26 protein-coding genes are annotated in these 26,472 nt (G+C 73.2%); 12 read left to right on the top strand and 14 right to left on the bottom strand.

Annotated features, from left to right (window positions below; all coding sequences use genetic code 11):
* Positions 1-135 precede the first annotated feature (135 nt).
* Both ACZ56B_RS17830 and ACZ56B_RS17825 read left to right on the top strand, forming a co-directional pair.
* Positions 136-459, top strand: a complete 324-nt coding sequence (locus ACZ56B_RS17830) for an STAS domain-containing protein (protein WP_468790879.1) — start codon at positions 136-138, stop codon at positions 457-459.
* A 309-nt stretch (positions 460-768) separates the two neighbouring features.
* The gene (locus ACZ56B_RS17825; RefSeq protein WP_468790877.1) at positions 769-3,372 is read left to right on the top strand and encodes an ATP-binding protein; all 2,604 of its coding nucleotides are present in this window, start codon (positions 769-771) and stop codon (positions 3,370-3,372) included.
* A 73-nt stretch (positions 3,373-3,445) separates the two neighbouring features.
* On the opposite strand, the gene nucS is transcribed toward ACZ56B_RS17825, so the two are convergent.
* Complete coding sequence (gene nucS / locus ACZ56B_RS17820; RefSeq protein WP_468790875.1) at positions 3,446-4,117, bottom strand: endonuclease NucS; 672 nt, start codon at positions 4,115-4,117, stop codon at positions 3,446-3,448.
* A gap of 288 nt (positions 4,118-4,405) precedes the next feature.
* On the opposite strand from nucS, the gene ACZ56B_RS17815 reads away from it, so the two are divergent.
* Positions 4,406-4,798 (top strand): SCO5389 family protein, encoded by a 393-nt coding sequence (locus tag ACZ56B_RS17815; protein ID WP_468790873.1) that lies wholly within the window; start codon positions 4,406-4,408, stop codon positions 4,796-4,798.
* Between the two features lie 85 nt (positions 4,799-4,883).
* Here ACZ56B_RS17815 and ACZ56B_RS17810 read toward each other — a convergent pair whose 3' ends face one another.
* Positions 4,884-5,912: an LLM class flavin-dependent oxidoreductase gene (locus tag ACZ56B_RS17810; protein WP_468790871.1), complete on the bottom strand. Its 1,029-nt coding sequence runs from the start codon at positions 5,910-5,912 to the stop codon at positions 4,884-4,886.
* A gap of 239 nt (positions 5,913-6,151) precedes the next feature.
* On the opposite strand from ACZ56B_RS17810, the gene ACZ56B_RS17805 reads away from it, so the two are divergent.
* Positions 6,152-6,484: an ATP/GTP-binding protein gene (locus tag ACZ56B_RS17805; RefSeq protein ID WP_468790869.1), complete on the top strand. Its 333-nt coding sequence runs from the start codon at positions 6,152-6,154 to the stop codon at positions 6,482-6,484.
* Between the two features lie 18 nt (positions 6,485-6,502).
* On the opposite strand, the gene ACZ56B_RS17800 is transcribed toward ACZ56B_RS17805, so the two are convergent.
* From ACZ56B_RS17800 to mce, 7 genes are all read right to left on the bottom strand, one after another.
* Positions 6,503-7,432 carry an ABC transporter permease gene (locus ACZ56B_RS17800; RefSeq protein ID WP_468790867.1) on the bottom strand — a complete coding sequence of 310 codons (930 nt, stop codon included), beginning with the start codon at positions 7,430-7,432 and terminating at the stop codon, positions 6,503-6,505.
* Complete coding sequence (locus tag ACZ56B_RS17795; RefSeq protein ID WP_468790865.1) at positions 7,429-8,619, bottom strand: ABC transporter ATP-binding protein; 1,191 nt, start codon at positions 8,617-8,619, stop codon at positions 7,429-7,431. The genes ACZ56B_RS17800 and ACZ56B_RS17795 overlap by 4 nt, the downstream gene beginning before the upstream one ends.
* Before the next feature lie 199 nt (positions 8,620-8,818).
* Positions 8,819-9,589: an ABC transporter permease gene (locus ACZ56B_RS17790; protein WP_468790863.1), complete on the bottom strand. Its 771-nt coding sequence runs from the start codon at positions 9,587-9,589 to the stop codon at positions 8,819-8,821.
* A gap of 2 nt (positions 9,590-9,591) precedes the next feature.
* On the bottom strand, positions 9,592-10,545 hold the full coding sequence (locus tag ACZ56B_RS17785; protein WP_468790861.1) for an ABC transporter ATP-binding protein: 954 nt from the start codon (positions 10,543-10,545) through the stop codon (positions 9,592-9,594).
* A gap of 85 nt (positions 10,546-10,630) precedes the next feature.
* Positions 10,631-11,569 carry a cellulose-binding protein gene (locus ACZ56B_RS17780; RefSeq protein ID WP_468790859.1) on the bottom strand — a complete coding sequence of 313 codons (939 nt, stop codon included), beginning with the start codon at positions 11,567-11,569 and terminating at the stop codon, positions 10,631-10,633.
* 181 nt (positions 11,570-11,750) lie between these two features.
* On the bottom strand, positions 11,751-15,632 hold the full coding sequence (gene scy, locus ACZ56B_RS17775; protein WP_468790857.1) for a polarized growth protein Scy: 3,882 nt from the start codon (positions 15,630-15,632) through the stop codon (positions 11,751-11,753).
* A gap of 231 nt (positions 15,633-15,863) precedes the next feature.
* Positions 15,864-16,304 (bottom strand): methylmalonyl-CoA epimerase, encoded by a 441-nt coding sequence (mce, locus tag ACZ56B_RS17770; protein ID WP_468790855.1) that lies wholly within the window; start codon positions 16,302-16,304, stop codon positions 15,864-15,866.
* 149 nt (positions 16,305-16,453) lie between these two features.
* On the opposite strand from mce, the gene ACZ56B_RS17765 reads away from it, so the two are divergent.
* Positions 16,454-17,668 (top strand): acetyl-CoA C-acetyltransferase, encoded by a 1,215-nt coding sequence (locus ACZ56B_RS17765; RefSeq protein ID WP_468790853.1) that lies wholly within the window; start codon positions 16,454-16,456, stop codon positions 17,666-17,668.
* A gap of 51 nt (positions 17,669-17,719) precedes the next feature.
* Positions 17,720-18,676 (top strand): methylmalonyl Co-A mutase-associated GTPase MeaB, encoded by a 957-nt coding sequence (gene meaB, locus ACZ56B_RS17760; protein WP_468790851.1) that lies wholly within the window; start codon positions 17,720-17,722, stop codon positions 18,674-18,676.
* 136 nt (positions 18,677-18,812) lie between these two features.
* Here the strand turns inward: meaB and ACZ56B_RS17755 are convergent, their stop codons facing one another.
* Positions 18,813-19,520 (bottom strand): PepSY domain-containing protein, encoded by a 708-nt coding sequence (locus tag ACZ56B_RS17755; protein WP_468790849.1) that lies wholly within the window; start codon positions 19,518-19,520, stop codon positions 18,813-18,815.
* 115 nt (positions 19,521-19,635) lie between these two features.
* Here ACZ56B_RS17755 and ACZ56B_RS17750 point away from each other — a divergent pair, with 115 nt between their 5' ends.
* On the top strand, positions 19,636-20,352 hold the full coding sequence (locus tag ACZ56B_RS17750; RefSeq protein ID WP_468790847.1) for a response regulator transcription factor: 717 nt from the start codon (positions 19,636-19,638) through the stop codon (positions 20,350-20,352).
* Positions 20,349-21,827 (top strand): ATP-binding protein, encoded by a 1,479-nt coding sequence (locus ACZ56B_RS17745; protein WP_468790845.1) that lies wholly within the window; start codon positions 20,349-20,351, stop codon positions 21,825-21,827. The genes ACZ56B_RS17750 and ACZ56B_RS17745 overlap by 4 nt, the downstream gene beginning before the upstream one ends.
* 33 nt (positions 21,828-21,860) lie before the next feature.
* On the opposite strand, the gene ACZ56B_RS17740 is transcribed toward ACZ56B_RS17745, so the two are convergent.
* From ACZ56B_RS17740 to ACZ56B_RS17725, 4 genes are all read right to left on the bottom strand, one after another.
* Positions 21,861-22,337: a MarR family winged helix-turn-helix transcriptional regulator gene (locus tag ACZ56B_RS17740; RefSeq protein ID WP_468790843.1), complete on the bottom strand. Its 477-nt coding sequence runs from the start codon at positions 22,335-22,337 to the stop codon at positions 21,861-21,863.
* 96 nt (positions 22,338-22,433) lie between these two features.
* Positions 22,434-23,234: an AIM24 family protein gene (locus ACZ56B_RS17735; protein WP_468790841.1), complete on the bottom strand. Its 801-nt coding sequence runs from the start codon at positions 23,232-23,234 to the stop codon at positions 22,434-22,436.
* Positions 23,231-23,881 (bottom strand): AIM24 family protein, encoded by a 651-nt coding sequence (locus ACZ56B_RS17730; protein WP_468790839.1) that lies wholly within the window; start codon positions 23,879-23,881, stop codon positions 23,231-23,233. The genes ACZ56B_RS17735 and ACZ56B_RS17730 overlap by 4 nt, the downstream gene beginning before the upstream one ends.
* Before the next feature lies 1 nt (position 23,882).
* A complete protein-coding gene (locus ACZ56B_RS17725; RefSeq protein ID WP_468790969.1) occupies positions 23,883-24,515 on the bottom strand; it encodes an AIM24 family protein in 633 nt (210 codons plus the stop codon).
* Positions 24,516-24,758: 243 nt separating this feature from the next.
* On the opposite strand from ACZ56B_RS17725, the gene ACZ56B_RS17720 reads away from it, so the two are divergent.
* From ACZ56B_RS17720 to ACZ56B_RS17705, 4 genes are all read left to right on the top strand, one after another.
* A complete protein-coding gene (locus ACZ56B_RS17720) occupies positions 24,759-25,103 on the top strand; it encodes a DUF3817 domain-containing protein (protein WP_468790837.1) in 345 nt (114 codons plus the stop codon).
* The gene (locus tag ACZ56B_RS17715; protein ID WP_468790835.1) at positions 25,100-25,402 is read left to right on the top strand and encodes an MTH1187 family thiamine-binding protein; all 303 of its coding nucleotides are present in this window, start codon (positions 25,100-25,102) and stop codon (positions 25,400-25,402) included. Before ACZ56B_RS17720 ends, ACZ56B_RS17715 begins: the two co-directional genes overlap by 4 nt.
* 101 nt (positions 25,403-25,503) lie before the next feature.
* Positions 25,504-26,013, top strand: coding sequence for a MarR family winged helix-turn-helix transcriptional regulator (locus ACZ56B_RS17710; protein WP_468790833.1), 510 nt, complete (start codon positions 25,504-25,506; stop codon positions 26,011-26,013).
* Between the two features lie 57 nt (positions 26,014-26,070).
* A complete protein-coding gene (locus ACZ56B_RS17705) occupies positions 26,071-26,409 on the top strand; it encodes a DUF3817 domain-containing protein (RefSeq protein ID WP_468790831.1) in 339 nt (112 codons plus the stop codon).
* The last annotated feature ends 63 nt before the right edge of the window (positions 26,410-26,472 follow it).

Here is a 26,472-nt window from a genome sequence, read left to right as displayed (position 1 = left end):
GGCGTGCATCACACGCCGGGGTGAATTGGGTATCGGTTCGCTCACGGCGAGCAACTTCCGGCGCCTCCGCGGAGTCAGAGGTTGCATCACCGGCATCGAACGCGGAGCTACGAGACGCACGCACGGGGAGCGCATATGTACATCAGGGGCGACCACGCCGAGCTGGTCGTCGGGGGCCGCCTCGACGTCCGCAGCGCGGCGGACGCCCGTACGGTCCTGCACTCGGCCGTCGACGACGGAGCCGGCGACCTGGTGCTGGACCTGTCCGAACTGGACTCCTGGGACGCCACCGGACTCGGCGTGATCATGGGGGCCCACCGGCGGGCCGGCCGCTGCGGCCGGCGGCTGGTGCTGCGCGGCGTCCCGCCGCAGATGCAGCGCCTGCTGGTGGCCACCAGGCTGCACCGGATCCTGGCGATCGAGGGAGGCCTCGGGGTGGACATGCTGCCCCGGGTGTGAGGCCCGCGAGGGTGGGAACCGGACCACCGGCACCACTCACACCGGCCTCGGCGAACCGCGCGACGCACGCACAATCCTCACGAGACCGTGACGTCCCGGACGGCGCGGCACCCCGGACTGTCGTGGATACTGAGCCAAGGTTTAAGGTGCGGCTGCCCGCTGCCTCGTGACCCTCGAGCGGGCCCGGACCAGAAGCGACAGCGCGGTGTGCGGCAAGGCCGGGAGGGGCTCTGGGAACTGTCGGACTCACGACAGGAGGGAGTCCGACGACAGGACCCGGGCACACGACGCTTTTGGGGGCTAGGACCTATGGACCCGAACACCAGGGGACCCGAGGAGTACGGCCACGACGGTGGAGGTGCCTCCCGGCCGTGGGGATCCCCCCGCTCGAGCGGAGCCGAGAGCGGGGGAGGAACCGGGACCGGAGGGGACCCCACGCCACGTCAGCGCCCTCCCAGGGATTCCCTCACGTCCGACTTCGGCCAGCACGCACCGGCGCTCGCCCGCACGGTGCAGCTCGTCTCCGGCGACTTCCTGCTCACCGTCAACCCCGTCGACGGCAGCGAGATCGAGCCCTGCCCGCCCGCCGAACGGCCCGCCCGCCCCGTCAAGCTCGACGAGGCCGGACGCGCCGGGGCCGAGCGGGCCGCCAGGCCGCCCGTCCCGCCGGGTCCGGGACAGCCCGCGCTGCCGCTGCTGGCCCGTCAGGAGGAGCGCGAGAAGCTGGTGCGGCTGCTCGCCCGCGGCCGCTCCGTCCGCCTCACCGGCCCCGGCGGCTCCGGCCGCACGCGGCTCCTCGACGTCGTCGCCGAGGACTGCGCCGACCTCGCCCCCGACGGCGTCGTCCGGCTGAACGGCCACCGCCGCTCGGCCGACGACCTGCTGCACGAGCTGTTCCACGCCGTCCACGACGCCCCGCTGCACCGCCCGGACCGGGACGAACTGGTGGACTGCGTCCGTGAGATCGGGGCCGTCGTCGTCCTCGACGACCTCGAGTTCGGCGGCACCGCGCTCGACGAGCTGCTGGACGCCACGCCCGAGTGCGCCTTCCTGTTCGCCGCCACCCCGGACGTGCCCGGCCCGTCCGACGGGTCCGGCGTCGAGGAGGTCGTCCTCGGCGGGCTCGACCGCGCGGCGGGACTCGAGCTGCTGGAACACGCCGTCGGCCGCCGCCTCACCGAGGACGAGTCGAACTGGGCCGGCGACCTCTGGTTCGAGTCCGAGGGCCTGCCCCTGCGCTTCGTCCAGGCCGGTGCCCTGCTGCGGCAGCGCGACCGGCTGCGGGCCGGCGCCGGCGCCGTCGACGAGTTCGGCGTCTTCGAGGACGCCCGGCCCGAGGACGAGGTGCCGTACGACGCCGCCCCCGAGGACGAGGTGCCGCTGCCCGCGCTCGGCGAGGCCGCCGCCCCCGCCCCGCTGCTCGCCTCCCGGCTCAGCGCCGCCGCCCGCGCCACCCTGCGGTTCGCCGTCGCGCTCGGCGGCGAGGTGCCCCACCAGGCGCACCTGCCCGCCCTGGTGGGCGACACCCACGCCGACGCCGCGCTCGGCGAGCTGACCGCCTGCGGACTGGTCTCCCCGGTCGGCTCCCGCTACCGGCTCGCCGCCGGGGTGCCGGCCCAGCTGGAGGCCGCCGGGTACGCCGACGGGGCCGAGACCCGGATCCGTGCCGCCGCCGAGCACTACGCCTGGTGGGCCGGGCACCCCTCGGTGACCCCGGAGCGGGTGTGCGCCGAGGCCGACGCGGTGCTCGTCGCGCTGTCGCCGCTCACCACGGCCGCCCCCGAGGGCGAGCCGGGCACGGCCGTGCGGCTGGCCCGCGCCGCCGCCCCCGCCTTCGCCGCGGGCCTGCACTGGAGCGCCTGGGAGAAGGCGCTGCGGGCCGGTGCGGAGGCCGCCCGGCTCGCCGGGGACGTACCGGAACAGGCCTACTTCCACCACGAGCTCGGCGTCCACGCCCTGTGCGCCGGGCAGCTCGACCGGGCCCGGGCCGAACTGGAGGCGTCCGTCGGCCTGCGCGGCGCCCTCGCCGACAAGCGCGGCACCGTCGCCGGCCGCCGTGCGCTGGCCCTGGTCGCCGACCGCTCGGGAACCCCGCTGGCACTCGCGCCGATCGCCGGGGACGAGGTGCCCGAGACCCACGCCGAGGAGTCGGTCCCGCCGCCCCGCAAGGCGCCCACGGCCTTCCCGGCGCTCCAGCCGCCCGCCGACACCGCCCTGGTCGCCCACCGCGCCGCGCCCCGGCCCAGGCCCACGCCGTCGGGCCGGGCGGGCGGCGGGCTGAGGAGCCTGGCCCGGCGCAACCTCGTGGCGGCCGGCGCGGGCGCGCTGCTCGTCGCCGTGCTGGGCACCGTGGTCACCCTCGGCGCCACCTCGGACAGCGACGCCGGCAGTCCGTCGGAGAACGTCGGCGTCAACCCGTCCGCGAGCCAGGGCGCCGACGACGGCAGCCTGGGCGCCGACCCGGCGGCCGGACCGGACAGCGACACCGGCGAGGCCACCAGCCGGCCGGCCGACCCGGGCCCGGACGGCACCCCGGGAACCTCCGACGACCCGACGCCCACGGCCACGGCCACCGAGGCGGACGAGCCGTCGGACGGCCCGAGCGGCACGACGGAGCCGGACGGCCCCTCGAAGTCGCCGACGAAGTCCCCGACGACCTCCCAGCCGCCGAAGACGAGCGGCCCGCCCCCCTCCTCGCCGTCCCCCGACCCGACCACGCCCACGGAGGAGCCGACCGAGACCACGCCCACGGAGGAACCGACCGAGACCACGCCCACGGAGGAGCCGTCCACCAGCGACTCCGCCGGCGGCCCCGCCTCGTCCTCCCCGGCCGGGACGAGCAGCTCGGCGAGCGCCCCGGAGAGCAGTAGCAGTGACGCCGGCACGCCCGGCGGCCCGGAGACGGTGATCTGACGGCACGGCGGAGGGCCGGGTTCCCGACGGAACCCGGCCCTCGCGTCCGTGGCGGTGTCGCGCGCGGCGCGCGTCAGAACAGCCGCAGCTTGTCGTCCTCGATGCCCCGCAGCGCGTCGTAGTCGAGGACCTGGCAGCCGATGCCCCGGTCCGTGGCGAGCACGCGGGCCTGCGGTTTGATCTCCTGGGCGGCGAAGATGCCGCGCACCGGGGCGAGATGGGGATCGCGGTTCAGCAGCTCCAGGTAGCGCGTGAGCTGCTCCACGCCGTCGATCTCGCCGCGCCGCTTGATCTCCACCGCCACGGTCCGCCCCTCCGCGTCCCGGCACAGGATGTCGACGGGGCCGATGGCGGTCATGTACTCGCGGCGGATGAGGGTGTAGCCCTCGCCGAGGGTCTCGATGCGGTCGGCGAGCAGTTCCTGGAGGTGCGCTTCCACGCCGTCCTTGATCAGGCCGGGATCGACGCCCAGTTCGTGCGAGGAGTCGTGGAGGATCTCCTCCATCGTAATGATGAGCTTCTCGCCCGCCTTGTTGACGACGGTCCAGACGCCCTCCTCCTCGCCGGTGCCCTCCTTGAGGGTGCAGGGCGGCGACATCCAGTTCAGGGGCTTGTAGGCACGGTCATCGGCGTGGATCGAGACGCTGCCGTCCGCCTTGACCAGGATCAGACGGGGCGCCGAGGGCAGGTGCGCGGTGAGCCGTCCGGCGTAGTCCACGGAGCAGCGGGCAATGACGAGACGCATGGTCGGCAACGCTACTCGACCGGCCCGCCCCGGCGCGATCCGCACCCGTGGCGGTTCCCTGGTGCCTCAGAGGCACGTCCTGTATCTCCTGGAAAACGCGTGTTCGGCGGTGGCCGATTACCGGCCCACAGGAAGTTCCGCATCCGGGCATTCTCCTGGTGCCGCCACGGTCCGATGCTTACGGTATTGAACGGGAGGTCGCGAGATGTGTACGCAGCGTGCCCGGTATCGCGGGCTCCTTTATCCGTCAGGCAACCCCTGCTCGTCGGGGGTGCGAGAGGAGAACCCATGTCGCTCGACGTCTCACCGGCCCTACTCGAACAGGCCGAGCGAGGCGAGGTCGACGAAGCCGCCTTCGTCGACTGCGTCCGGACCTCCCTGCCCTACGCGTGGGAGATGATCAGCTCCCTGGTGGCCCAGCTGAAGGTGGACGGTGGAGCATTCGCCGACAACCAGACGCCCCCGCCGGACGAGCAGGCACGCGGTCAGCTGCTGCGTGCGCTAGCGAGTGACGCGATACGGGGTGCGCTGCAACGGCACTTCGGTGTCCGGCTGGCCTTCCAGAACTGCCACCGGGTGGCCGTGTTCCCGCTCGACCCCTCGGTCGACGAGACGCTGGACCGCTTCACCTCGGTCCGCAGCCAGCTGCTGAACCAGTCGCCGGAACTGCGCGACTGCTGAGCGCTCCACCGTTCGCTTGCCGCTCCGTACGCGGAAGGTGCAGTGCGTACCGGGGCGGCAAGCCTTGCGCGGAACCCCGGCTCGCTCAGTCGAGTTGGGGCAGCACCTCGGCCCCGAGCCGCCGGACGTTCTCCTCGGTCGCCGCCAGGTCCCCCGACCCCTCGACGAGCAGGGCGAAACGGGAGATCCCGGTCCGCTCGCTGGTCGCCGCGAGCCGGTCGGCGCACAGCCGCGGGGGGCCCACCGGGTGCAGCGCGCAGAGCAGTTCGGTGTACGCCAGCGGGTCGCGCATCCGCCGCTGCCGGCCGTCCACCGTGACGTGCGCCTCCAGGCCCTGGCGCAGCCAGCCCGGCATCACCTTCGTCAGCGTCTCCACCGCGTCCGTGCGCCGGTCCGCGATCTGGCAGACGCCGGCCGAGACGTGGGGGGCGCGGCGGACCTCCTCGGCCGGCCGCCCGCACGCACGCGCGTGCTGCCGCCACAGGGCGACCATCTCGGCCTTCTCCTCGTCCCCGACGTGCATCCCGAGCAGCATCGGCAGCCCGCGCTCGGCGGCCAGCCGTACGCTCGCCGGGGAGGTGCAGGCGACCACGACCTCGGGGCCGCCGACCTCGGTGAGCGCCTCCGACGGGCGCGGCACGACCGGGACCGCACGGAAGCGGAAGCGCTCGCCGGCGGCCCCGACGGACGGCTCGCGCAGCCAGCGCACCAGCAGGTCGAGCGCTTCCGGGAACCCCTTCTCGTACGCCTCCAGGCCGGACCCGAACACCTCCAGGTCGACCCACGGCCCGCCGCGCCCGACCCCCAGCGAGAACCGGCCGCCGCTGGTGACGTGCAGCAGCGCGGCCTGTTCGCCGAGTGCCACGGGGTGGGTGGTGGGCAGCACGCTCACCGCCGTGCCGACCCGCAGGCGGCGGGTGCGGCCGAGCAGTAACGCGGCCAGGGTGACGGCCGACGGGCAGGTGCCGTACGGCACGAAGTGGTGCTCGGCCAGCCAGACCGTGTCGAGCCCCGCCTCCTCGGCCACCTCGGCCGAGCGGACCGCGCGGTGCAGCGCCTCCCCCTCGCCCTGCCCGGGGAACTGGGCGGCCAACACGAAACTTCCAACGCGCATCGCTTTCCTGCTTCCTCGGCCCCGACACGGAGCTCCCCCACAGGGCATAACCGTCTGACACGTGCCGAGGACACGGCGGGACGGAAACTTTGCGGATTGTCTGCAGAATGGGCCGCTCGGAAGGGCGCCGCGGCGCCCGGGGAGGGGACTTGTGACGGCCGACGGAGTACGGGTGCCCCCGCGCGCGCCGCGTAGGCTGGACGCGGTCCCTGCATTCCGTACCGCCCGTGAGGTGTCCCGTGTCCCCGCGTCGCAACCGACCCAAAGGAGCCGGTTCGTCCGGCCGGAGCGCCGAGGAGGACCGGTCCGGCCGCTACGGCGGCTGGCAGTCCACGGAGAGCTGGCACGGCGAGGAGTGGAACGTGCGGCACGTGGCGGGGGCCAGCGCCCGGGGCAAGGCCTACCGCTGCCCCGGCTGCGACCAGCTGATCCCGGACGGGGTGCCGCACGTGGTGGCCTGGCCGGAGCACTCGGGCGTCGACGAGCGCCGGCACTGGCACAAGGCGTGCTGGAACGCCAGGGACCGCCGCACCACGCGGGTGCAGCGGTCCCGTAACGCGCCGAGGTTCTGACCGGGGAGGGGAAGCCCGTCAGACGTCCCGCTTCTCCAGCAGGGCGAAGGCGCCGCCCAGCGCCGCGGCGGTGACCCCGAGCATGATCCACAGCGGGTCCCAGCCGGACGGGCCGGACTGGCTCAGGGAGTTGGCGTAGAAGATGCTCATCTGGTTCGGGATGGAGTACTCGAACAGCGCCTGCTGAACGTCCCGCAGCGAGGACGAGAACATGAACAGGGCGATCACCAGCGGGGCGAGCACGGCACCGATCATGATGGTGATGGCGCCCGCCGAGTGCCGGACGATCGAGCCGACGGCCAGCGAGAACGTGCCGAGCAGCGCGAGGTAGAGCGAGATGCCGACGGTGCCCTTCAGCCACTCCTCGCCCGAGGGCTCCCCCGCGCTGCCGCCCGTCAGCATCGCCACGTGCGCGAGGCCGACGAGCACGGTGGACACCAGGGTCACCACGAAGGCGACCAGGAAGAACACCGCGGCCTTCGCCGCGAGGACCCGTGCGCGCGACGGACAGGCGACCATCGTGGTGCGGATCAGGCCGGTGCCGTACTCCGAGGCGGTGGTCAGCACGCCCAGCGTCATGAGGCACATGCTGCCCAGCAGCAGCCCGAAGAAGCCCAGGCCCAGCGGGCTGTCCCCGCCCAGGTCGGCGTCCTGGCCCGCCACCACCAGACCGGTCAGCAGGCCGATGCCGACGACGAGCAGCACGAACACGCCCAGTGTCCACATCGTGGAACGCACGGACCTGATCTTCGTCCACTCGGAGGCGAGCGCGTGCCCGAGGTGCGTGCGCACCACCGGGATCGGCGAGGTGTAGCCGGGATACCCCGGACCGGGGGCGGGATGCGCCGGGCCGGGGGCGGGAGACGCGGGGGAGGGGGGCGCGGCGCCGGGCGCCGCCTGTCCCGCGGGTGCGGCGGTCTGCGGTGTCGGGGGCTGGGGCGTGCTCATCGGGCGTCCTCGGGCTTGGTCACGTCGGAGGCGGCGGGCGCGGCGGGTGCCGCCGGGGGCGCGGCGGGTGCGACGGGCGGCGCGGCCGGGGAGGCGGCGGGTGCGGCCTGTGCGTACGGGTTGGCCGCGGGGGCCTGCGGCATCGCGAAGGGCTGCCCGCCCTGCTGGGGCGGCGGCGGGGCGTACCAGCCGGGCTGGCCCTGGCCCGGCACCGGCACCGGCGGCTGCGCGTCGGGCGGCAGCGGCTGCTGGAGCCCCGCCTTCTGGTCGGCGGTCGAGCGGTAGTCGACGGCGCTCTGCGTCATCCGCATGTACGCCTCCTCCAGCGAGGCCTGGTGCGGGGACAGCTCCCACAGCCGCACGTCGGCGTCGTGGGCGATGTCGCTGATGCGCGGCAGCGGCAGGCCCGTCACCCGCAGCGCGCCGTCCTGCTCGGGCAGGACGCGGCCGCCGGCCTCGGTGATCGCGGCGGACAGCTTCTCGCGCTGCTGCGGCTCGGTGTCGGGCGTGCGTACGCGCGCGAAGTCGGCGGAGTTGGCGGAGATGAAGTCCTTCACGCTCATGTCGGCGAGCAGCTGTCCGCGCCCGATGACGATGAGGTGGTCGGCGGTGAGCGCCATCTCGCTCATCAGGTGGGAGGAGACGAAGACCGTGCGGCCCTCGGCGGCCAGCGACTTCATCAGGTTGCGCACCCAGAGGATGCCCTCGGGGTCGAGGCCGTTGACGGGTTCGTCGAACAGCAGCACCTGGGGGTCGCCGAGCAGCGCGGCGGCGATGCCGAGCCGCTGGCCCATGCCCAGCGAGAAGCCCTTCGAGCGCCGGCCGGCCACCTCGTGCAGGCCGACCACGCCCAGCACCTCGTCCACGCGCCGGGCCGGGATGCCGGACATCTGGGCCAGGGACAGCAGGTGGTTGCGGGCGGACCGGCCGCCGTGCACCGCCTTGGCGTCCAGCAGCGCGCCGACCTGCCGGGGGGCGTTGGGCAGCCTGCGGTACGGGTGGCCGCCGATCGTGACGTGGCCCGCGGTGGGGTTGTCCAGGCCGAGGATCATCCGCATCGTCGTCGACTTGCCGGAGCCGTTGGGGCCCAGGAAGCCGGTGACGGCGCCGGGTCGCACCTGGAAGGACAGGTTGTACACAGCGGTCTTGTCGCCGTAGCGCTTGGTCAGGCCGACTGCCTCGATCATGCTCCGCACCCATCGAAAGGTTCAGGACAGCAGGGCACACGCCCCCGTAAGGATTAGGAGGATATCCAGGCCCTGACGGTTCCGTTCAAACGGAGGTAAAAACCGCACGGATCCGGTCCTCACGGGCCCGTCCGGCGCACCGCGCCGGACGGGCTCCGAGCGGGGACCCCCCGCTCGGGGACCCCGCTCGGGGGCCGCCCTAGGCGTCGCGCCGCTTCAGCAGCGCGTAGCCGCCGGCGAGCGCGGCGAGCACCCACAGCAGCATGATCCCGAGGCCGCCCCAGGGGCCGTACGGGGTGTCGTCGCCGACCGGCGGGACCACCTGCATGATCCTGCTGCCGGCCTGGTCGGGCAGGAACTGGCCGACCTCCTCCGTCGCGTCGACGTAGCCCAGGATGTTGGAGATCAGGAAGAAGAACGGCACCAGGATGCCCAGGGACAGCATCGGCGAGCGCAGCATCGTGGCGACGCCCATCGAGAACACCGCGATCAGGGTCATGTAGAGGCCGCCGCCGATGACCGCGCGCAGCACCCCGTCGTCCCCGAGGGACGCCCGGTACGCGCCGAGCATCGCCTGGCCCAGGAAGAAGGCGGCGAAGCTGGTGGCCATGGAGACCACGAGCGCGAGCGCGGTGGCGACCGCCAGCTTGGCGGTCAGGAACGCGCCGCGCTGCGGCACCGCCGCCAGCGAGGTGCGGATCATGCCGGTGCTGTACTCGTTCGACACCACCAGCACCCCGAACACGACCATCGCGAGCTGACCGAGGCTCATCCCGGCGAAGCTGATGAACGTCGGGTCGAAGGAGAGCCGGTCCCGCGTGCTCATCCCGTCGAACTCGCTCCTGGACAGCGCCGAGATCAGCATGCCGAGCGCGATGGTGACGACCACCGCCAGGGAGAGCGTCCACACCGTGGACGCCACCGACCGGATCTTGGTCCACTCGGACCGGATGACCTGTACGGCCGCCATGCTCAGCCCTTCTTCCAGCCGTCGCCCCACTGCTGCTGGGGCACGGGTGTGCCGGAGCGGGCGTGGTACTCCACCGACTCCGCGGTCAACTGCATGAACGCCTCCTCCAGGGAGGCCTGTTGCGGGCTCAGCTCGTGCAGCACCAACTGGTGCCGGGCCGCCAGCTCCCCGATCTGCTCGGCCTTGTCGCCGTCCACCTCCAGGGCCCCGCCACCGCTCTCCACGGCGGTGAGCCCGGCCCGGTGCAGCGCGTCCAGCAACTGCTCGCGCTGCGGGCTGCGGACGCGGACGTAAGCGCGGGAGTTGCGGGCGATGAAGTCGGCCATGGAGGTGTCGGCGAGCAGCCGGCCCTGGCCGATGACGACGAGGTGGTCCGCGGTCAGGGCCATCTCGCTCATCAGGTGGGAGGAGACGAAGACGGTGCGGCCCTGGGCGGCGAGCGACTTCATCAGGGTGCGGATCCAGTGGATGCCCTCGGGGTCGAGACCGTTGACCGGCTCGTCGAACATCAGGATCCGCGGGTCGCCGAGCAGCGCGGCGGCGATGCCGAGCCGCTGGCCCATGCCCAGCGAGAACCCCTTGGCCTTCTTCCGCGCCACCGCCCTCAGCCCGACCGTGTCCAGCACCTCGTGCACCCGGCGGTCCGGGATGCCGTTGCTCTGGGCGAGGCACAGCAGGTGGTGGTAGGCGCTGCGGCCGGGGTGCACGCCCTTCGCCTCCAGCAGGGCGCCGATGCGGGTCAGCGGGTCCTTGAGCTCCTCGTAGTGCCTGCCGTCGATCCGGACGTCCCCGGCGGTGGGCCGGTCCAGGCCCAGGATCATCCGCATGGTGGTCGACTTGCCCGCGCCGTTGGGGCCGAGGAAGCCCGTGACGATGCCCGGTCTGACCGTGAAGGTCAGGTTGTCGACCGCCACCTTCTCGCCGTACCGCTTGGTCAGCCCCTCGAGCTCGATCATGCGGCCACGCTAAAACGGAGCGAAGCCCTCCGCCACCTCTCTGGCGGAGGGCTTCACCCGATGTTCCCTCGTCGTACGCCGGACGTTACCGGGACTGCTGGGCCGGGACCCCGCGGGAGACCGACTCGTCCTCGGTGGCGGGCGTACCGGTCGCGGCCACCGCGGCGCCCGTGAGCGTGGCGAGCATCTCGCGGACGTTCGTCAGCTGGGCGTTGATGGAGTCGCGGCGGTTGGTCAGGGCCGCGAGCTCGCGCTCCGACTCCGAACGGATCCGGTCGGCCTTGGCGTTGGCGTCGGCCACGATGTCCTCGGCCTGGCGCTGCGCGGTCTCCACCGTCTGGCGGGCGCGGCGCTCGGCGTCGGTGCGCAGCTTCTCGGCCTCCAGGCGGAGCTGCTCCGCGCGGTGCTCGATCTCGGCGAGGCGCTTCTCGGCCTTGGCCTGACGGGACGCCAGGTCGCGCTCGGACTGCTCGCGGCGCTTGGCGAGGTTCGTCTCGAAGTCGGCGGCGGCCTGCGCGGCCTTGGCGCGGGTCTCCTCGAAGAGGGCGTCCGCCTCCTCCCGCTTGGACTGCGCGTCCCGCTGCGCCTCGGAGCGGAGCTGGGCGGCCTCGCCCTGAGCCTTCTCGACGATCCGTACGCCCTCGTCCTCGGCCTTCGCCTTGCGCTCGGCGGCGTAGGCCTCGGCGTCGTTGCGCACCTGCTGGGCGGCCGACTCGGCGAGCTCGCGGTGCTGCTCCGCCGCGCGCCGGGCCTCCTCGCGCAGGTCCTTCGCCTCTTCCTCGGCGAGCCGCAGGATCTTCTCGACCCGGGCGCCGAGGCCGGCGTACGACGGCTCGGCGTCGTTGACCTGGGCCTGGGCGTTCTGGGTCTCGAGGTGGAGTTCCTCGATGCGCTTTTCCAGAGCGGTGATGCGGGCGAGAGCACTGTCACGGTCGGAGACGAGCTTGGAGATACGTTCGTCCACCTGAGCGCGGTCGTACCCACGCCGCACAAGCTCGAAGCCGTAGGGGGAAGTGTCGCTCATGGGGTTCCTGTCGAAAGAGACCGGTGAGGTGATAGTGGAATCCTAGGCGTCAATGCGGTGTGTCATCGAGCGGATGCACGTTTGATACGGAGAATGACACCTCTTTCGGGTGGCTGACTGCCGGAGAGCTTGCCAGAACCTTGTCAAAACCCCCAAAAGCAAGGGAGTTTCGTCCGGTTCGCTAGCTATCCGACGACTTGCCACCCGAACGAGCGGCCCCCGCGGCGGCCCCCGCCTTGACCCCGTTGTCCTTGCCCCCCGACGGCGCCTCGAACGACTCGAGCGCCTCCAGGACATCCTGGACCCGGGAGATCTCGGCCTGGATGTCCTCCCGGCGGCGCACCAGGACCTCCAGCTCGCGCTTGCCCTCCTCGACCGTGCGCCGCGCCTCGCGGACCGCCTCGGCCTTCAGCTCCTCGGCCTCCCTGACCAGCGCGGCCTTCTTCTGCTCCGCCTCCTTCAGCAGGCCCTCGGCCTTCTTCACCGCGGCGATGCGCACCTTGCCCGCCTCGGAGTTGGCCTCGGAGACGATCTCCTTGGCCTTCGCCTCCGCCTTGGCGAGCTGCTCCTCGGCGGCCTTGACGAGCGCGTCGCAGCGGTCGCCCGTGGACTTCATCGTCTCGGCCGCCTCCCGGCGGGCCCGCTCGTGCAGCTCCTCGATCTCGCGCGTGACGCGCTCGCGCAGCTCCTCCGCGCGCTCCCGGATCTGCGTCGCGTCCCGGCGCGCGCCGACCAGCAGCTCGTCCGCGTCCGTACGGGCCTTCTCCACGCGCGCGTTGCCCTCGACGGTCGCCTCGGACAGGATCCGCTCGGCCTCGCTGCGGGCCGCGCCGACCATCGTGTCCGCCTGCGCCTCGGCGTCCGCGGTCGCCTTCTGGGCCTGCTGCTGCGCCTCGGCGAGCAGCTTGTCCGCCTCGGCGGCGGTCTCCGTGATGAGCTTGTCGACCTGCTCGGCGGCCTCGGAGCGCCGCTTGTTGGCCTCCTTGCGGGCCTCGTCCAGCGTCCGCTCGGCCTCCTTACGCGCGGACGACACCAGGCGCTCGGCCTCCGCCCGGGCGTCGGTCCCGACGCGCTCGGCCTCGCCGCGGATCCGCTCCGCGTGCTGCTGCGCCGACCCCACCGCCTCGGCGGCCTCGGCCCGCAGCCGCTCCGCGTCGCCGGTGGCGTCCGCGATCAGCTTCTCCGCCTTGGCGACCGACTCCGAGCGCACCCGCTCGGCCTCGGCGACCGTCTCCATGCGCAGCCGGTCGGTCTCCGTGACGGTCTCGGCGGTGAGCCGCTCGGCCTCGCTGCGCGCCTCGGTGATGAGGGCGTCCGCCTGCGCCGCCGCGTCCGAGCGGATGCGGTTGGCGTCCTCGCGGGCGTCCGCCCGGGTGCGCGCCGCGCTCTGCTCGGCCTCGGCGATGGTGTCCGACGCCTCCGTGCGCACCCGCTGGGCGTGCTCGGTGACCTCCGCGCGGACCCGGTCGGCCTCCGTGATCGCCTCGGACACCGTGCGCTCGGCCAGCGCCTTGGCGGCCTCCGTCTCCTCCCGCGCCTCGCGCCGCAGCCGGCCCGCGTCCTCGGACGCCCGCTCCCGCTCCGCGTAGGCGTCGGAGCGGACCCGGTCCGCCTCCTCCTCGGCCTCGCGCCGGGTGCGCTCCGCCGCGTGCTCGGCGGCGCTGCGCAGCCCGGCGATCTCCTCCTGGGCCTGCTCGTGCAGCCCCGCGACGGAGTCCCGCACCTGCGCCGCGTGCTGCTCGGCGGCCGACACCATCTCGGTGGCGCGCCGGTCGGCCTCCTCGACCAGGCGCACGGCCTCCGCCTGCGCCTCCTCCACGCGCGTGCGCGCCGAGGCGAGCAGCTCCTCGCTCTGCTCACGGGCCCGCTCGCGCTCCTGGTCGGCCTCCTGCCGCGCCGCGCCGAGGAGTTCCTCGGCCTCGCGGCGGCGCCGGGCGGCCTCCTCCTGCGCGGCGGCCAGCGTCTCCGACGCCTCCGCGCCCAGCCGCTCGGCGGCGGCCTGCGCCTCGGCCCGCACCCGGTCGGCGCTGTCCTGCGCCTCCGACTTCAGCCGCTCCGCCTCGGCCGCGGCCTCCGAGCGCAGCCGCACGGCGACGGCCTCGCCCTCGGCGCGGGACGCGGACGCGTCGGCCGCGGCCTCGGTGCGCAGCCGCTCGGCCTCGGCCTCCGCCTGCTGCTGGAGCGTGCGGATCCGCTCGGCGGCCTCGGTGCGCAGCCGCTCGCTCTCCTCGGACGCCTCCCGGCGGATCCGGGCGGCCTCCTCCCGGGCGTCGCTCAGCGCCTGCTCGGCGGCGGCGAGCCGCTCCTCGGCCTCGGTGTGCAGCCGCGCCAGCTCCTCGGTGGCCTCCGCGCGCCGGGCCTCGACGGCCCGCTCGGTCTCCTCGCGCAGCTCGCGCGCGGCCCGCTCGGCGTCCTCCTTGAGGGTCTCGGCCTGCTCGGCGGCCTCCGCACGGTGCCGCTCGGCCTCCTTGCGGGTGCGCTCCAGCGTCTCCTCGGCCTGCCGGCGAAGCGCGGTGGCGCGCTCGATGGCCTCGGTGCGGACCTTCTCGCTGTCCGTCTGCGCGGTGGAGCGCAGCTCGTCCGCGTCCGCCTTGGCCTTGGCGAGCAGCTCCTCGGCGGACTTCGCCGCCTCCTCGATCTGCGCCACGGCCTCCTTGCGGGCCTCCGCGCGGATCTTCTCGCCCTCGGCGACCGCGTCGGCGCGCAGCTGCTCGGCCTCGCCGCGCAGTCGGCGGGCCTCCTCCTGCAGCTCGACCGTCTTGGCGCGGTACTCCTTGGTGTCGTCCTTGGCCGCGCCCTTGAGCTGCGCGGCGATGTCGTGCGCCTCGGCCCGCAGCCGGTCCGCCTCGGCCTCGGCCTCCCGGCGGATCCGCTCGGCCTCCTCGGCGGCGGCCCGGGTGGTCTTCTTGGCGTCCTCCGACGCCTTGTTGAGCACGTCCTCGGCGGTCTTCGCCGCCTTGGAGAGCTGGGTGGCCGACTCCTCGGCGGTGATCGTGCGGGCCTTCTCGGCGGCCTCGGCGACGATCTTCTCGGCCTCCGCGCGGGCGTCCGCGACCAGCTGCTCGGCCTCGGACCTGGTCTGCTCGGCCTCCTTCGTGGCCTCCTGGACCAGCCGGGCCACCTGCTCCTTGGCGGTGCGCGTCCGGGTCTCGTTCGCGGACTCGGCGGCGGCGAGCGCCTTGGCGGCGGCCTCCTTCGCCTCGGCGAGCACCTTCTCCGCCTCGGTGCGGGCCTCGCGCAGCGCGGTCTCGGCCTCGGCCATGCGCTGCTCGGCGGCCCTGCTGAGCTCCTGCGCCTCACGGCGCGCCGCCTCCGCCTCGCCGGCGGTCGACGTCCGCAGCTGCTCGGCGTGGTCGGTGGCCTCCTGGGCCTGCGTGGAGGCGGCGTTCAGCAGCCGCTCCGCGTCCGCGCGGGCCCGGCGCAGGATCTGCTCGGCCTCCGCGCGGGCCGACTCGGCCTCGCTCTGCAGCCGCTGGCGCGCCTCGGCGGTCAGCCGCTCCGCCTCCGCACGCGCGGCGGCCATGGCCTGCTCCGCCTCCGCGCGGGACTCCTCGAGCAGCCGGCGGGCCTGCTGCTCGGTGCGGGCGCGCAGCTGCTCCGCCCAGGCCACGTTCTCGTTGACGTGCGATTCGACGGTCTGCCGGCGCTCCGCCAGCTCCTGGTCGAGCTGCTGGCGCCGGGTCACCGCCTCCTGGTGCAGCTCCGCCTGGAGCCGGGCCGCCTGCTCCGCGTGCTCCTGCAGGATCCGCTGGGTCTGCGCCCGCGCCTGGCTCAGCTCCCGCTCGGCGTCGGCCCGCAGCTGGTCGGCCTGCATCTGCGCGTTGCGCAGCAACTGCTCGGCCTGGTAGCCGAGGTCCCCGCCGTCGTAGGCGGGCCGGGACATGATGGTGCGGCGCGCCTCGTGCAGCTTGGCGCGCAGCACCTCGACCTGGTAGCCGAGGTCCTCGGCGTGCTGGATCGCCTTTTCCCGCTCGGTCTTCAGCCGCTTCATCTCGGCTTCGAACCGAGAGAGGTGGTCGACGTCAGCCGCCGGCTCTCGCTCCTGGCTCTCGTAGCCCCGCACTGCGCGGTCCCATCCGTCCCCTGGTCGCAAGTCTGGCCGAGCACCGTCCGTCCGACGAACGGCGCTCCCGGGGAATGGTGTCAGATCGGCGGCGGAGCATGGGCTGCTGCCCCGGCGCTCGCCCCCCTCAACCCGGACCCCGGTCGGTCCCGCCGCCGTTGACGGCAGGACCCGGTCACCCTGGATCGAGCGGCGACCGCACCCAACCCTACCGGCCCCTATGTACGTGGGTCAGTGCTCAGGTGACTCAACCGGCGCCGAAGTGACCAGTTCTGTCAGTACGCCATGGCAGTCCTTGGGGTGCAGGAAGGTGATGCGCGACCCCATGGAGCCGCGCCGGGGCTCCTCGTACAGGACGCGTACGCCCTTGTCCCTGATGTCGGCGGCGTCGGCGTCGACGTCCGCCGTGCCGAAGGCGATGTGGTGGACCCCCTCGCCGTTCTTCGCCAGCCACTTGGCGACCGTGGAGTCCTCCCGGGTCGGCTCCAGCAGCTGGAGGTAGGAGGCGCCGCCGTCCGAGGTACCGTTGATCTTGAGCATGGCCTCGCGCACGCCCTGCTCCTCGTTGACCTCGGAGTGGAACACCTCGAAGCCGTAGGTGGCACGGTAGAACTCGACGGTCCTGTCCAGGTCGAAACAGGCGATCCCGATGTGGTCGATTCGCGTCAGCATGGATTCAGTGCAGCGCTCCCGGGGTGGTTACGCAACGTGCGCGCGATCACACCGACAGCCCGATGACGGGGTCCGCCGGGCCTCAGTACATTCGAAGTAAACCCTCGTTCACTCCTCGGCTGTGCAGGCCGGTAAGGGGATCGCAGCTCATGTCTTCTGCATCTTCCGCAGCGAACGGCACGACGTCCGTCATCGTCGCGGGCGCCCGCACCCCGATGGGACGGCTGCTCGGTTCGCTCAAGTCCTTCTCCGGGGCCGACCTCGGCGGCTTCGCGATCAAGGCCGCCCTCGACCGTGCGGGGATCGGCGGCGACCAGGTCCAGTACGTGATCATGGGGCAGGTGCTCCAGGCCGGGGCGGGGCAGATCCCGGCGCGTCAGGCCGCGGTCAAGGCCGGCATCCCGATGAACGTCCCGGCGCTCACCGTCAACAAGGTGTGCCTCTCCGGCCTCGATGCCATCGCGCTGGCCGACCAGCTGATCCGGGCCGGCGAGTTCGACGTGGTCGTCGCCGGCGGCCAGGAGTCCATGACCAACGCCCCGCACCTGCTGCCGAAGTCCCGCGAGGGCTTCAAGTACGGCGCGGTCCAGATGCTCGACGCCATGGCGCACGACGGGCTGACCGACTCCTTCGAGGGCATCGCCATGGGCGAGTCCACCGAGAAGCACAACACGCGCCTGGGCATCGGCCGCCGGGAGCAGGACGAGATCGCCGCCCTGTCCCACCAGCGGGCCGCCGCCGCGCAGAAGAACGGCGTCTTCGAGGCCGAGATCACCCCGGTCGAGATCCCGCAGCGCAAGGGCGACCCGGTCCTGTTCAGCAAGGACGAGGGCATCCGCGGCGACACCACCGCCGAGTCGCTCGGGAAGCTGCGTCCCGCCTTCGCCAAGGACGGCACCATCACCGCCGGCTCCTCCTCGCAGATCTCGGACGGCGCGGCGGCCGTGGTCGTGATGAGCAAGGCCAAGGCGCAGGAGCTCGGCCTGGACTGGATCGCCGAGATCGGCGCCCACGGCAACGTGGCCGGCCCCGACAACTCCCTGCAGTCGCAGCCGTCCAACGCGATCCTGCACGCCCTGAAGAAGGAGGGCCTGGAGGTCTCCGACCTCGACCTCATCGAGATCAACGAGGCGTTCGCCGCGGTCGCCGTGCAGTCCATGAAGGACCTCGGCGTTTCCTCCGAAAAGGTGAATGTCAACGGCGGGGCCATCGCCCTGGGCCACCCGATCGGGATGTCCGGCGCGCGGCTCGTGCTGCACTTGGCGCTGGAGCTGAAGCGGCGCGGCGGCGGGGTCGGCGCGGCGGCGCTGTGCGGCGGCGGCGGCCAGGGCGACGCGCTGATCGTGCGGGTGCCCAAGGCCTGAGCCGGGTCTCCTCGCAGGTTTGCTGATTTCCCTCTCGTGAACGGAGCTGTGATGCAGGACGTCCCCTCGCTGGTCGCCCAGGCCAGGGAAGGCAGGCCGCGGGCCGTGGCCCGGCTGATCTCCCTGGTGGAGGGGGCGTCACCGCAGCTCAGGGAAGTCATGGCGGCCTTGGCGCCGCTCACCGGCAACGCCTACGTCGTCGGGCTGACCGGCTCGCCGGGCGTCGGCAAGTCGACCTCCACCTCGGCGCTGGTGTCCGCGTACCGCAAACAGGGCAAGCGGGTCGGCGTCCTGGCCGTCGACCCGTCCTCCCCGTTCTCCGGGGGCGCCCTGCTCGGCGACCGCGTCCGGATGTCGGAGCACGCCTCCGACCCCGGCGTCTACATCCGCTCCATGGCCACCCGCGGCCACCTGGGCGGGCTCGCCTGGGCCGCGCCGCAGGCCATCCGCGTGCTGGACGCGGCGGGCTGCGACGTGGTCCTGGTCGAGACGGTCGGCGTCGGCCAGTCGGAGGTGGAGATCGCCTCCCAGGCCGACACCTCCGTCGTCCTGCTCGCCCCCGGCATGGGCGACGGCATCCAGGCCGCCAAGGCCGGGATCCTGGAGATCGGTGACGTCTACGTCGTCAACAAGGCCGACCGCGACGGTGCCGACGCCACCGCCCGCGAGCTGAACCACATGCTCGGCCTCGGCGAGGCCCGCGCCCCCGGCGACTGGCGCCCGCCGATCGTCAAGACGGTCGCCGCGCGCGCGGAGGGCGTCGACGAGGTCGTCGAGGCGCTGGAGAAGCACCGTGCGTGGATGGGGGAGCGGGGCGTCCTGGCGGAGCGCCGGCTGGCCCGCGCCTCCCGCGAGGTCGAGACGATCGCCGTCACCGCCCTGCGCGAGCGCATCGGCGACCTCCACGGCGACCGCCGGCTCGGCGCCCTGGCGGAGCGGATCATCGCCGGCGAGCTGGATCCGTACCGGGCGGCGGACGAACTGGTGGCGGGGCTGACGGAGGGCTGATCCCCGGGCTGGTCCCCACGCCGGCGAGGTGTCCCGCCGGCCCGCCCGGGACCGGGGCGGCAGCCCTCGGGGACGGGAAGGGAGGGGCGGCGGGGCGAGAACCCCTCGTCCCCGCCGCCCCTCGCCGTCCGTGTCCTCAGCCGTCGTCCCCGTCGTCCCCGTCCTCGTCGGAGTCGTCGTCACGGTCCGCCGTGACCTTGCCGCTCTTCGCGTCGACCCGCCAGTCCCGGTCGTCCCCGCCGTCGGTCCGGGTCTCGACCTCCCACCCCGCGTCCTCGTCGTCGGCCGGCTCCACCGACGTCACCACCCCCTTGGCGGCCGCCGCCCGCGCGGCCTGCCCGGCCGTGACGGAGGCCCCCTCCGACGCGGCCCGCACCTCGTCGGTGTCGTCCTCGTCGTCCCGCTCGGCGCCCAGGACCTTGCCGGTGGCCGGGTCGATCCACACGCTGTGCCAGGTGTCGCCGCCGGCGAGGACGTCGACCTCCCAGGCCGTCCGGTCGCCGGCGCCGTCGTCGGCGTCGGCGTCGTCGTCCAGCTCCGCGGAGACGGCGGTGCCCGGCGTGTGCTTCAGGGCGGCGGCGATGGCTTCGGCGGCGGTCACGCCCGAGGAGGCCGCCCGCGCGTCGTCGCGGTCGTCACCGTCGTCCCGGTCGTCCCCGTCGTCGTCGCGGTCACGCGCTCCGTCGTCGTCGCGATCGTCGTCGCGACCGTCGTCGTCCGCCCCCCGCGGGTCCGCCTGCCGCGTCGCCGGCGCGTCGTCCCCGGAGACCGCGAGGGCCGTCGCCGTGCCCCCTCCGACGAGGGCTGCGGCCGTGACGACGGCGATCACGATGTTGCGCTTCATGCGGGTTCCTCCTCTGTCGTTCGTTTTCCGGCACCCTCAATCTCGCCGACCGTGGCTGAGGAGAAGCTGAAACCGCCTGAAGTGATCTTCAGGTTCCCTTTGCGACCCTGGGGGGATGCGCCCACCCGTCACCCACCACCACCCTGCCGGAGGCGCTCCGCGCCGCCCCTTCCGACTGCTGATCGTGGAGGACGAGAAGCGGCTCGCCCTGTCGCTCGCCAGGGGACTGACCGCCGAGGGCTACGTCGTGGACGTCGTCCACGACGGCCGGGAGGGGCTGCACCGGGCCACGGAGGGGGCGTACGACCTGGTCGTCCTCGACATCATGCTGCCCGGCCTGAACGGCTACCGGGTCTGCGCCGCCCTGCGCGCCGCCGGGCACGACGTGCCGATCCTGATGCTCACCGCCAAGGACGGCGAGTACGACGAGGCCGAGGGCCTGGACACGGGCGCCGACGACTACCTCACCAAGCCGTTCTCGTACGTCGTCCTCGTCGCCCGCGTCAAGGCGCTGCTGCGCCGCCGGGGCGCCGGGGCCTCCCCGGTGCACGTGCACGGCGACCTCCGGGTGGACACCGCCGCCCGCCGGGTCTTCCTGGGCGGGGACGAGGTGGTGCTGACCACCAAGGAGTTCTCCGTCCTGGAGCAGCTGGTGCTCAGGGCCGGCGAGGTGGTCTCCAAACCGGAGATCCTGGAGCACGTCTGGGACTTCGCCTACGAGGGCGACCCGAACATCGTCGAGGTCTACGTCAGCGCCCTGCGCCGCAAGCTGCGCGCCGGGCTGATCCGGACCGTGCGCGGCGCCGGGTACCGGCTGGAGGCGGCGCCGTGAGCCGGCTGTTCGGCTCGGTCCGGGCGCGGGCGACGCTCGGCGCGACCCTGGTGGTCGCCGTGGCCCTCGTCACGGCGGGGTTCGCCGTGGTGCTGTCGCTGCGCTCCAACCTGACCGCCGAGGCGGGCACCCGGGCGGAGAAGTCCGCCCGGGCGGTCGCCTCCGAGCTGGTCGCCCGGACGGCGTACGAGAACCTGACGGGGCTGGACGGCGACGACGGGCCGGTGCAGATCCTCGACGAGCACGGCAGGCTGGTCGCGGCCAGCGAGGACCTGGAGCGGATCAGCGGCACGGCGACCGGCGAGGTGACGCCGCGGCCGTCCGCCCCGGCGGACGACGACGCGGACGACGACGCGGACGACGGCGCGGACGACGACGGCGAGGACCCCGGCGGCTCCGGCGAGGACCTCGCCCCCGGTGAGACCGCCGCCGAGACCACCTTCGGAAACGGCTCCGCGACGATCGACGGCGACACCGAGGACTACCGGTTCGCGGCCGTCGACGTGCGGACCCACGACCGGGGCCGGCTCACCGTCTACGCGGGAGCGCCGCTCGCCGCCGAGCACAGTGCCGTGGACACCGCGCAGACCGCGATGCTCCTCGGCCTCCCGCTGCTGCTGGGCGTGGTCGCCGGCGTGACCTGGATGGTCACCGGGCGGGCCCTGCGGCCGGTGGAGGGCATCCGCCGGGAGATGGCCGCGATCACCGCCTCCGAGGACCTCGCCCGCCGCGTCCCGGAACCCGGCACGCACGACGAGATCGCCCGGCTCGCCCGCACCACCAACGAGACGCTCACCGCGCTGGAGGCGTCCGTGGAGCGGCAGCGGCGGTTCGTCGCCGACGCCTCGCACGAGCTGCGCAGCCCGATCGCCTCCCTGCGCACCCAGCTGGAGGTGGCCGCCGCCCACCCCGAGCTGCTCGACCTGGACGGCGCCGTCGAGGACACCGTGCGGCTCCAGCACCTCGCCGCCGACCTGCTGCTGCTCGCCCGGCTGGACGCGGGGGAGCGGCCCGCCGACGCCCTCGTCGACCTGGCCGCGCTGGCCCGGGAGGAGACCGCGGGGCGGACGGGCGTGACGGTGGACACGGAACCGGCGGAGGTGACCGGCTCGCCGGGGCAGCTGGGGCGGTTGCTCACCAACCTGCTCGACAACGCCCGGCGGCACGCCCGCGAGGCGGTCACGGTGACCGTCCGGCGGGAGGGGGCCTGGGCGGTGCTCGGCGTCGCGGACGACGGGGAGGGGGTGCCCGAGGCCGACCGCGAGCGGATCTTCGAACGGTTCGTCCGGCTGGACGCCGCCCGCAGCCGCGACGACGGCGGCGCCGGGCTGGGGCTCGCCATCGCGCGGGACGTCGCCGTACGGCACGGCGGGACGCTCACGGCCGGCACGGCGCCGGCGGGCGGGGCCCTGTTCGAGCTCCGCCTGCCCCTGGCCGAGGAGCGGGGCGACGACCCCGCGGCCCGTCCGGCGTGATCCGCCGGGCGGGCCCGGCCGGGCCCGCCGGGGTCAGAGACGTCCCCGCTGCCCGCGCAGGTGCTCCGCGATGGGTTTGAGGGCCTTGTCGAGTTCGGTCAGGGCCTCGGGGGGGAGCAGGTCGATGAAGTGCCGGCGCACGGACGCCACGTGGTGGGGCGAGACCTTCCGCATGGTCTCCAGGCCGTGCTCGGTGAGGACCGCGTAGAGCCCGCGGCGGTCGGACTCGCAGTTCTCCCGCCGGACCAGGTCCGCGTTCTCCATACGGGTGATCTGGTGCGAGAGGCGGCTCTTGGACTGCAGGGTGGCGGAGGCGAGGTCGCTCATCCGCATCCGCCGCTCCTCCGACTCGGAGAGGTTCACCAGGATCTCGTAGTCGTTCATTGTCAGGCCGAACGGCTGCAGATCTTTCTCTAGCTGGTAGGTCAACAGCCTGTTGACATCCAGGTGGGTGCGCCAGGCGCACTGCTCTGCTTGGGTCAGCCAGCGCGTGGCCGTCTCGGTCTCCATGAATGAAGTCTACCTAAGAAGTTGAAAGGCGAACTAATGAGGCTTCCGTGTGACAGGGTGCGCACGCGTTCGACGTCACACTCCGCAGACTACCGCTCACAGCCCGAAGCGACGCTGGAGGTCTCCCAGCTGTCCGGGAAGGCGCGGTGATCCGGACGGCTGCCCGGGCCCGCCGGACGCCCCGCCGCCGGGTACCCCCGGCTGCTGCGGGGTGACCCCCGTGGCCTGCTCCGCCATCAGCGTCTCGGTCGACTGGAGCAGCACCGTGCCGGCCCCCACGAACTCGAACTGGTGCTCCTCGCCGGAGGCCCCGCCCAGGCCCGTCATCGCACGTAGACCGCCCAGCAGACCGGTCATGTAGCCGTGGTCGTAGTGGTGGCACGGCGAGGGGCAGTCCGCCCACCCGACCAGCGCCTGCGGGTCCACCCGGACCGGGGGCTCCATGAACACCACCGGGCCGTTGGAGGCGGCGACGAACCTTCCGGTTCCGATCAGGGTCAGGAAACCCGGCACGATCGACTGCTTCAGCGAGAGACTTGGCTGAAAAGCGAGGAGGTTGCCCGAGCGAATGGTCAGGTTGCCCTCGTCCAGGTCGTACGAATTCACGTCGAAGGCCCGGTCCGCGAGGAGCATCTTGCCCGAGCCCTCCGCCACGACCCAGTCGCTCGCGTGCAGAGGCGAATGGAACGCCGTCCGGACGAGCCGGTCGAGCCGGCCGTGCCCGATGCCGTTGAACTCGATCGAGCCGTAGTAGGCGATCATCTTCCCCTTCTGCATGAACCACTGGGTGCCGCCGAGCTCCACGCAGAAGGTGTAGGGGGTGACGTTGTCGTCGGACGGCAGCGTCGCGGGGTCGAAGACCGCGGGTCCGGCGCCGGTGGTTCCGTGGGTGCTCACAGCTTCTCCTCCGACGCCTGGACGTACACGGCCCCGCTGCCGCTCAGCTCCAACTGGAACGCCTCCCCGGAACCGCGGCCCACCATGTCCCGCCAGCCGAGGGCCGCGGAGAGCCTGTTGCGGACGTCGCCGTGGTGGGCGACGTAGGCCTGCGGGTCGACCCGCACCGGCCGCTGCGGGGTGATCGGGACCTCGATCACCCCGCCGTGGGCCATCACGGCGACGGAGCCGTGCCCCTTCAGGGTGGTCGTGAAGAGTCCCTGCCCGGAGACCTGGCCCCGGACCATGCCCATCACCCCGCCCTGCGAGCCCAGGAACACCGTGCCCTGCTCCAGCGTGCCCTCGAACGCCAGCAGCCGGTCGGCCTCGACGTACAGGGTGTCCCCGGCCAGGTTGATCACCTGCACCTCGTGGCCGCCGTGCCCGAACAGGACCGTGCCGCTGCCCTCGACGGTCATCAGGGGGGTGTCCTCGTTCGCCACCCGCCGGCCGATCATCGACATCAGCCCGCCCTGGCCGCCCCTGAGGTTCGGGGTGAAGCTCACCTCCCCCTGGTACGCGAGCATCGCGCCGCGCTGGCTGAACAGCCGCCGTCCCGGCACCACGGTCGCCTCGACCATCTTCGAGTTGATCTCCCGGAAGGCCATGTCAGACGTCCCCCGCGATCGTGTTGCGCTCACTGGGCTGCACGTAGACCAGTCCGTCGCCCTCGAACCGGATCTGGAAGGCCTCGCCGCCGCCCTCGCCGAGCAGGGTGCGGAAGGTCGCGCCGGACTGGAAGGACTGCCGCAGGTTCCCCTGGTGGGCCACGTAGGCGCCGGGGTCGACCGTCAGCGGGTACTGCGGGCCGACCCGGAGCACCACCGCGGGGCCGTCCGACAGCAGCGCCGCCCGGCCGTGCCCCTCGACGGTGGTCGTGAACAGCCCGTTGCCCTGCGCGGCCCCGCGCACCCCGGTGAAACCGGTGCCGGTGCGCAGTCCGCCGTCGGTCGCCAGCAGGTTGCTCGACTCCACGTAGAGCTTCTCCCCCTGGAGGGTCACGAGGTTGATCTCGGACGCGCGGTCCGCGAACCAGCAGGTCCCGTGCCCCTTCACCTCCATCATCGTCATCTGCTCGCCCGTCAGCCGCCGGGTCACCATCCCCCGCAGGCCCTCACCGCCACCCGTGAGCTTCTTGAAGGCCATCTCGCCGTCGTACGCGACCATGGAGCCGTTCTTCGCCTTCACGGCGTCCCCGGTCATGTCGACGGCGAGCACCTTGCTGCTCTGAAGTCGGAACATCGCCACGGATGTGACGGTAGCGGCCCCTTTGCCCCGCCGACAGGTCCGGCGGGGGAGTCGGACCCCGATCGGCCCCCTACGGGTCGGGGGGCGCCCGGGACGCGCGGGAGCCGGAACCTCCGACTCGCCGGACCCCCTCGGACGGGCGCGGAGGGGATTTGCCACAATGGGCGGGCGCTTGTGCGCGCGTTCACAAACCGTCCGACCCGTCGACGCCGACGTCCCTCCCACCGAAGGTGATCCGTGGACATCAAGACCGCCACCGCCCTCCGCCGCCTCCGCCTGGTCTCGGGCCCCGAGGCGATCTCGTTCCTCGTCCTGCTCGTCTGCTCGGTCCTGAAGCGGACCACGGACTTCAACGCCGTCCCGGTGATGGGCGCGGTCCACGGCTTCCTCTTCGTCCTGTACGTGCTCTTCTGGGCGGACGCCTGGAACCGCGCCAAGTGGCCGCTGAAGACCGCCGCCTTCTACTTCCTGATGTCGGTCCTGCCCCTCGGCGGCTTCTTCGCCGAGCGGCGGCTCAAGCGCGAGGCCGAGGACGCGGTGATCGCCTCCCGCGCCCGCAGCGAAGGGGTCGTGAACGCGTGATCGTCGCCTTCTCCGTGACGCCGCTCGGCGTCGGCGAGGACGTGGGGGAGTACGTCGCCGACGCCGTCCGGGTGGTCCGCGAGTCCGGGCTGCCGAACCGCACCGACGCCATGTTCACCTCGGTCGAGGGCGAGTGGGACGAGGTCATGGACGTCGTGAAGCGCGCCGTCGCCGCGGTGGAGGCGCGGGCTCCGCGCGTCTCCCTGGTCCTCAAGGCCGACCTCCGCCCGGGGGTGGAGGACGGCCTCACCTCCAAGGTGGAGACCGTCGAGCGGCACCTGGCGCGGGGCGCCGGGTGACCGACGGCCCCACGAGGCGGCCGGCGGGGCCGCGCCGGCCCCGCCGACCGAAGGGCGAGACGGGGCTGACCGGCATATGACCGGCCGGTAGGGTCAGGGCCGTGCCGAAGCCGCTCAGTCTCTCGTTCGACCCCATCGCCCGTGCCGACGAGCTCTGGAAGCAGCGCTGGGGAAGCGTGCCGTCGATGGCCGCGATCACCTCGATCATGCGTGCGCACCAGATCCTGCTGGCCGAGGTCGACGCGGTGGTCAAACCGTACGGGCTGACGTTCGCGCGGTACGAGGCGCTGGTGCTGCTGACCTTCTCCAAGGCGGGCGAGCTGCCGATGTCCAAGATCGGCGAGCGGCTGATGGTGCACCCCACGTCGGTGACGAACACCGTGGACCGGCTGGTGCGGTCGGGCCTGGTGGACAAGCGCCCCAACCCCAACGACGGCCGCGGCACCCTGGCCCGCATCACCGACAAGGGCCGTGAGGTGGTCGAGGCGGCCACCCGCGACCTGATGGCCATGGACTTCGGCCTCGGTGCCTACGACGCCGAGGAGTGCGGCGAGATCTTCGCGCTGCTCCGGCCGCTGCGGATCGCGGCGGGGGACTTCGCGCAGGGGTGACGCGGCCCACGCGACCCGGCCCGGGAACCCCCGGAAGGGGCCGTTACGCTCGACTGCATGAAGAAGAGCGTGCTGACGCGCTACCGCGTCATGGCCTACGTCACCGGTGTCCTGCTCGTCCTGCTGGTCTTCGGCATGATCGGCAAGTACGCCCTCGAGGTGGACGGCGCGGACGGCTTCACCCAGATGGTCAGCATCGCTCACGGCTGGCTGTACGTGGTGTACCTGATCTTCGCCTTCGACCTCGGCTCCAAGGCGAAGTGGCCGGTGAAGAAGCAGATCTGGGTGCTGCTGGCCGGCACCGTGCCCACGGCCGCCTTCTTCGTGGAGCGCAGGATCAGCCGCGAGCTGGAGGCCAAGGTCGCCGACGGGGCGCCCGCGGCCGCCAAGGCCTGACCTCCCGGCCGCCACCGCCGTACGGAGCAGCGTGCGGCGGTCGGCCATCGACATTTACTAGGA

It is taken from the genome of Streptomyces sp. NPDC034670 (assembly GCF_055574875.1).
The sequence above is the reverse complement of the archived record's forward strand: the minus strand, read 5'-3'. Positions and strand labels throughout refer to the sequence as shown.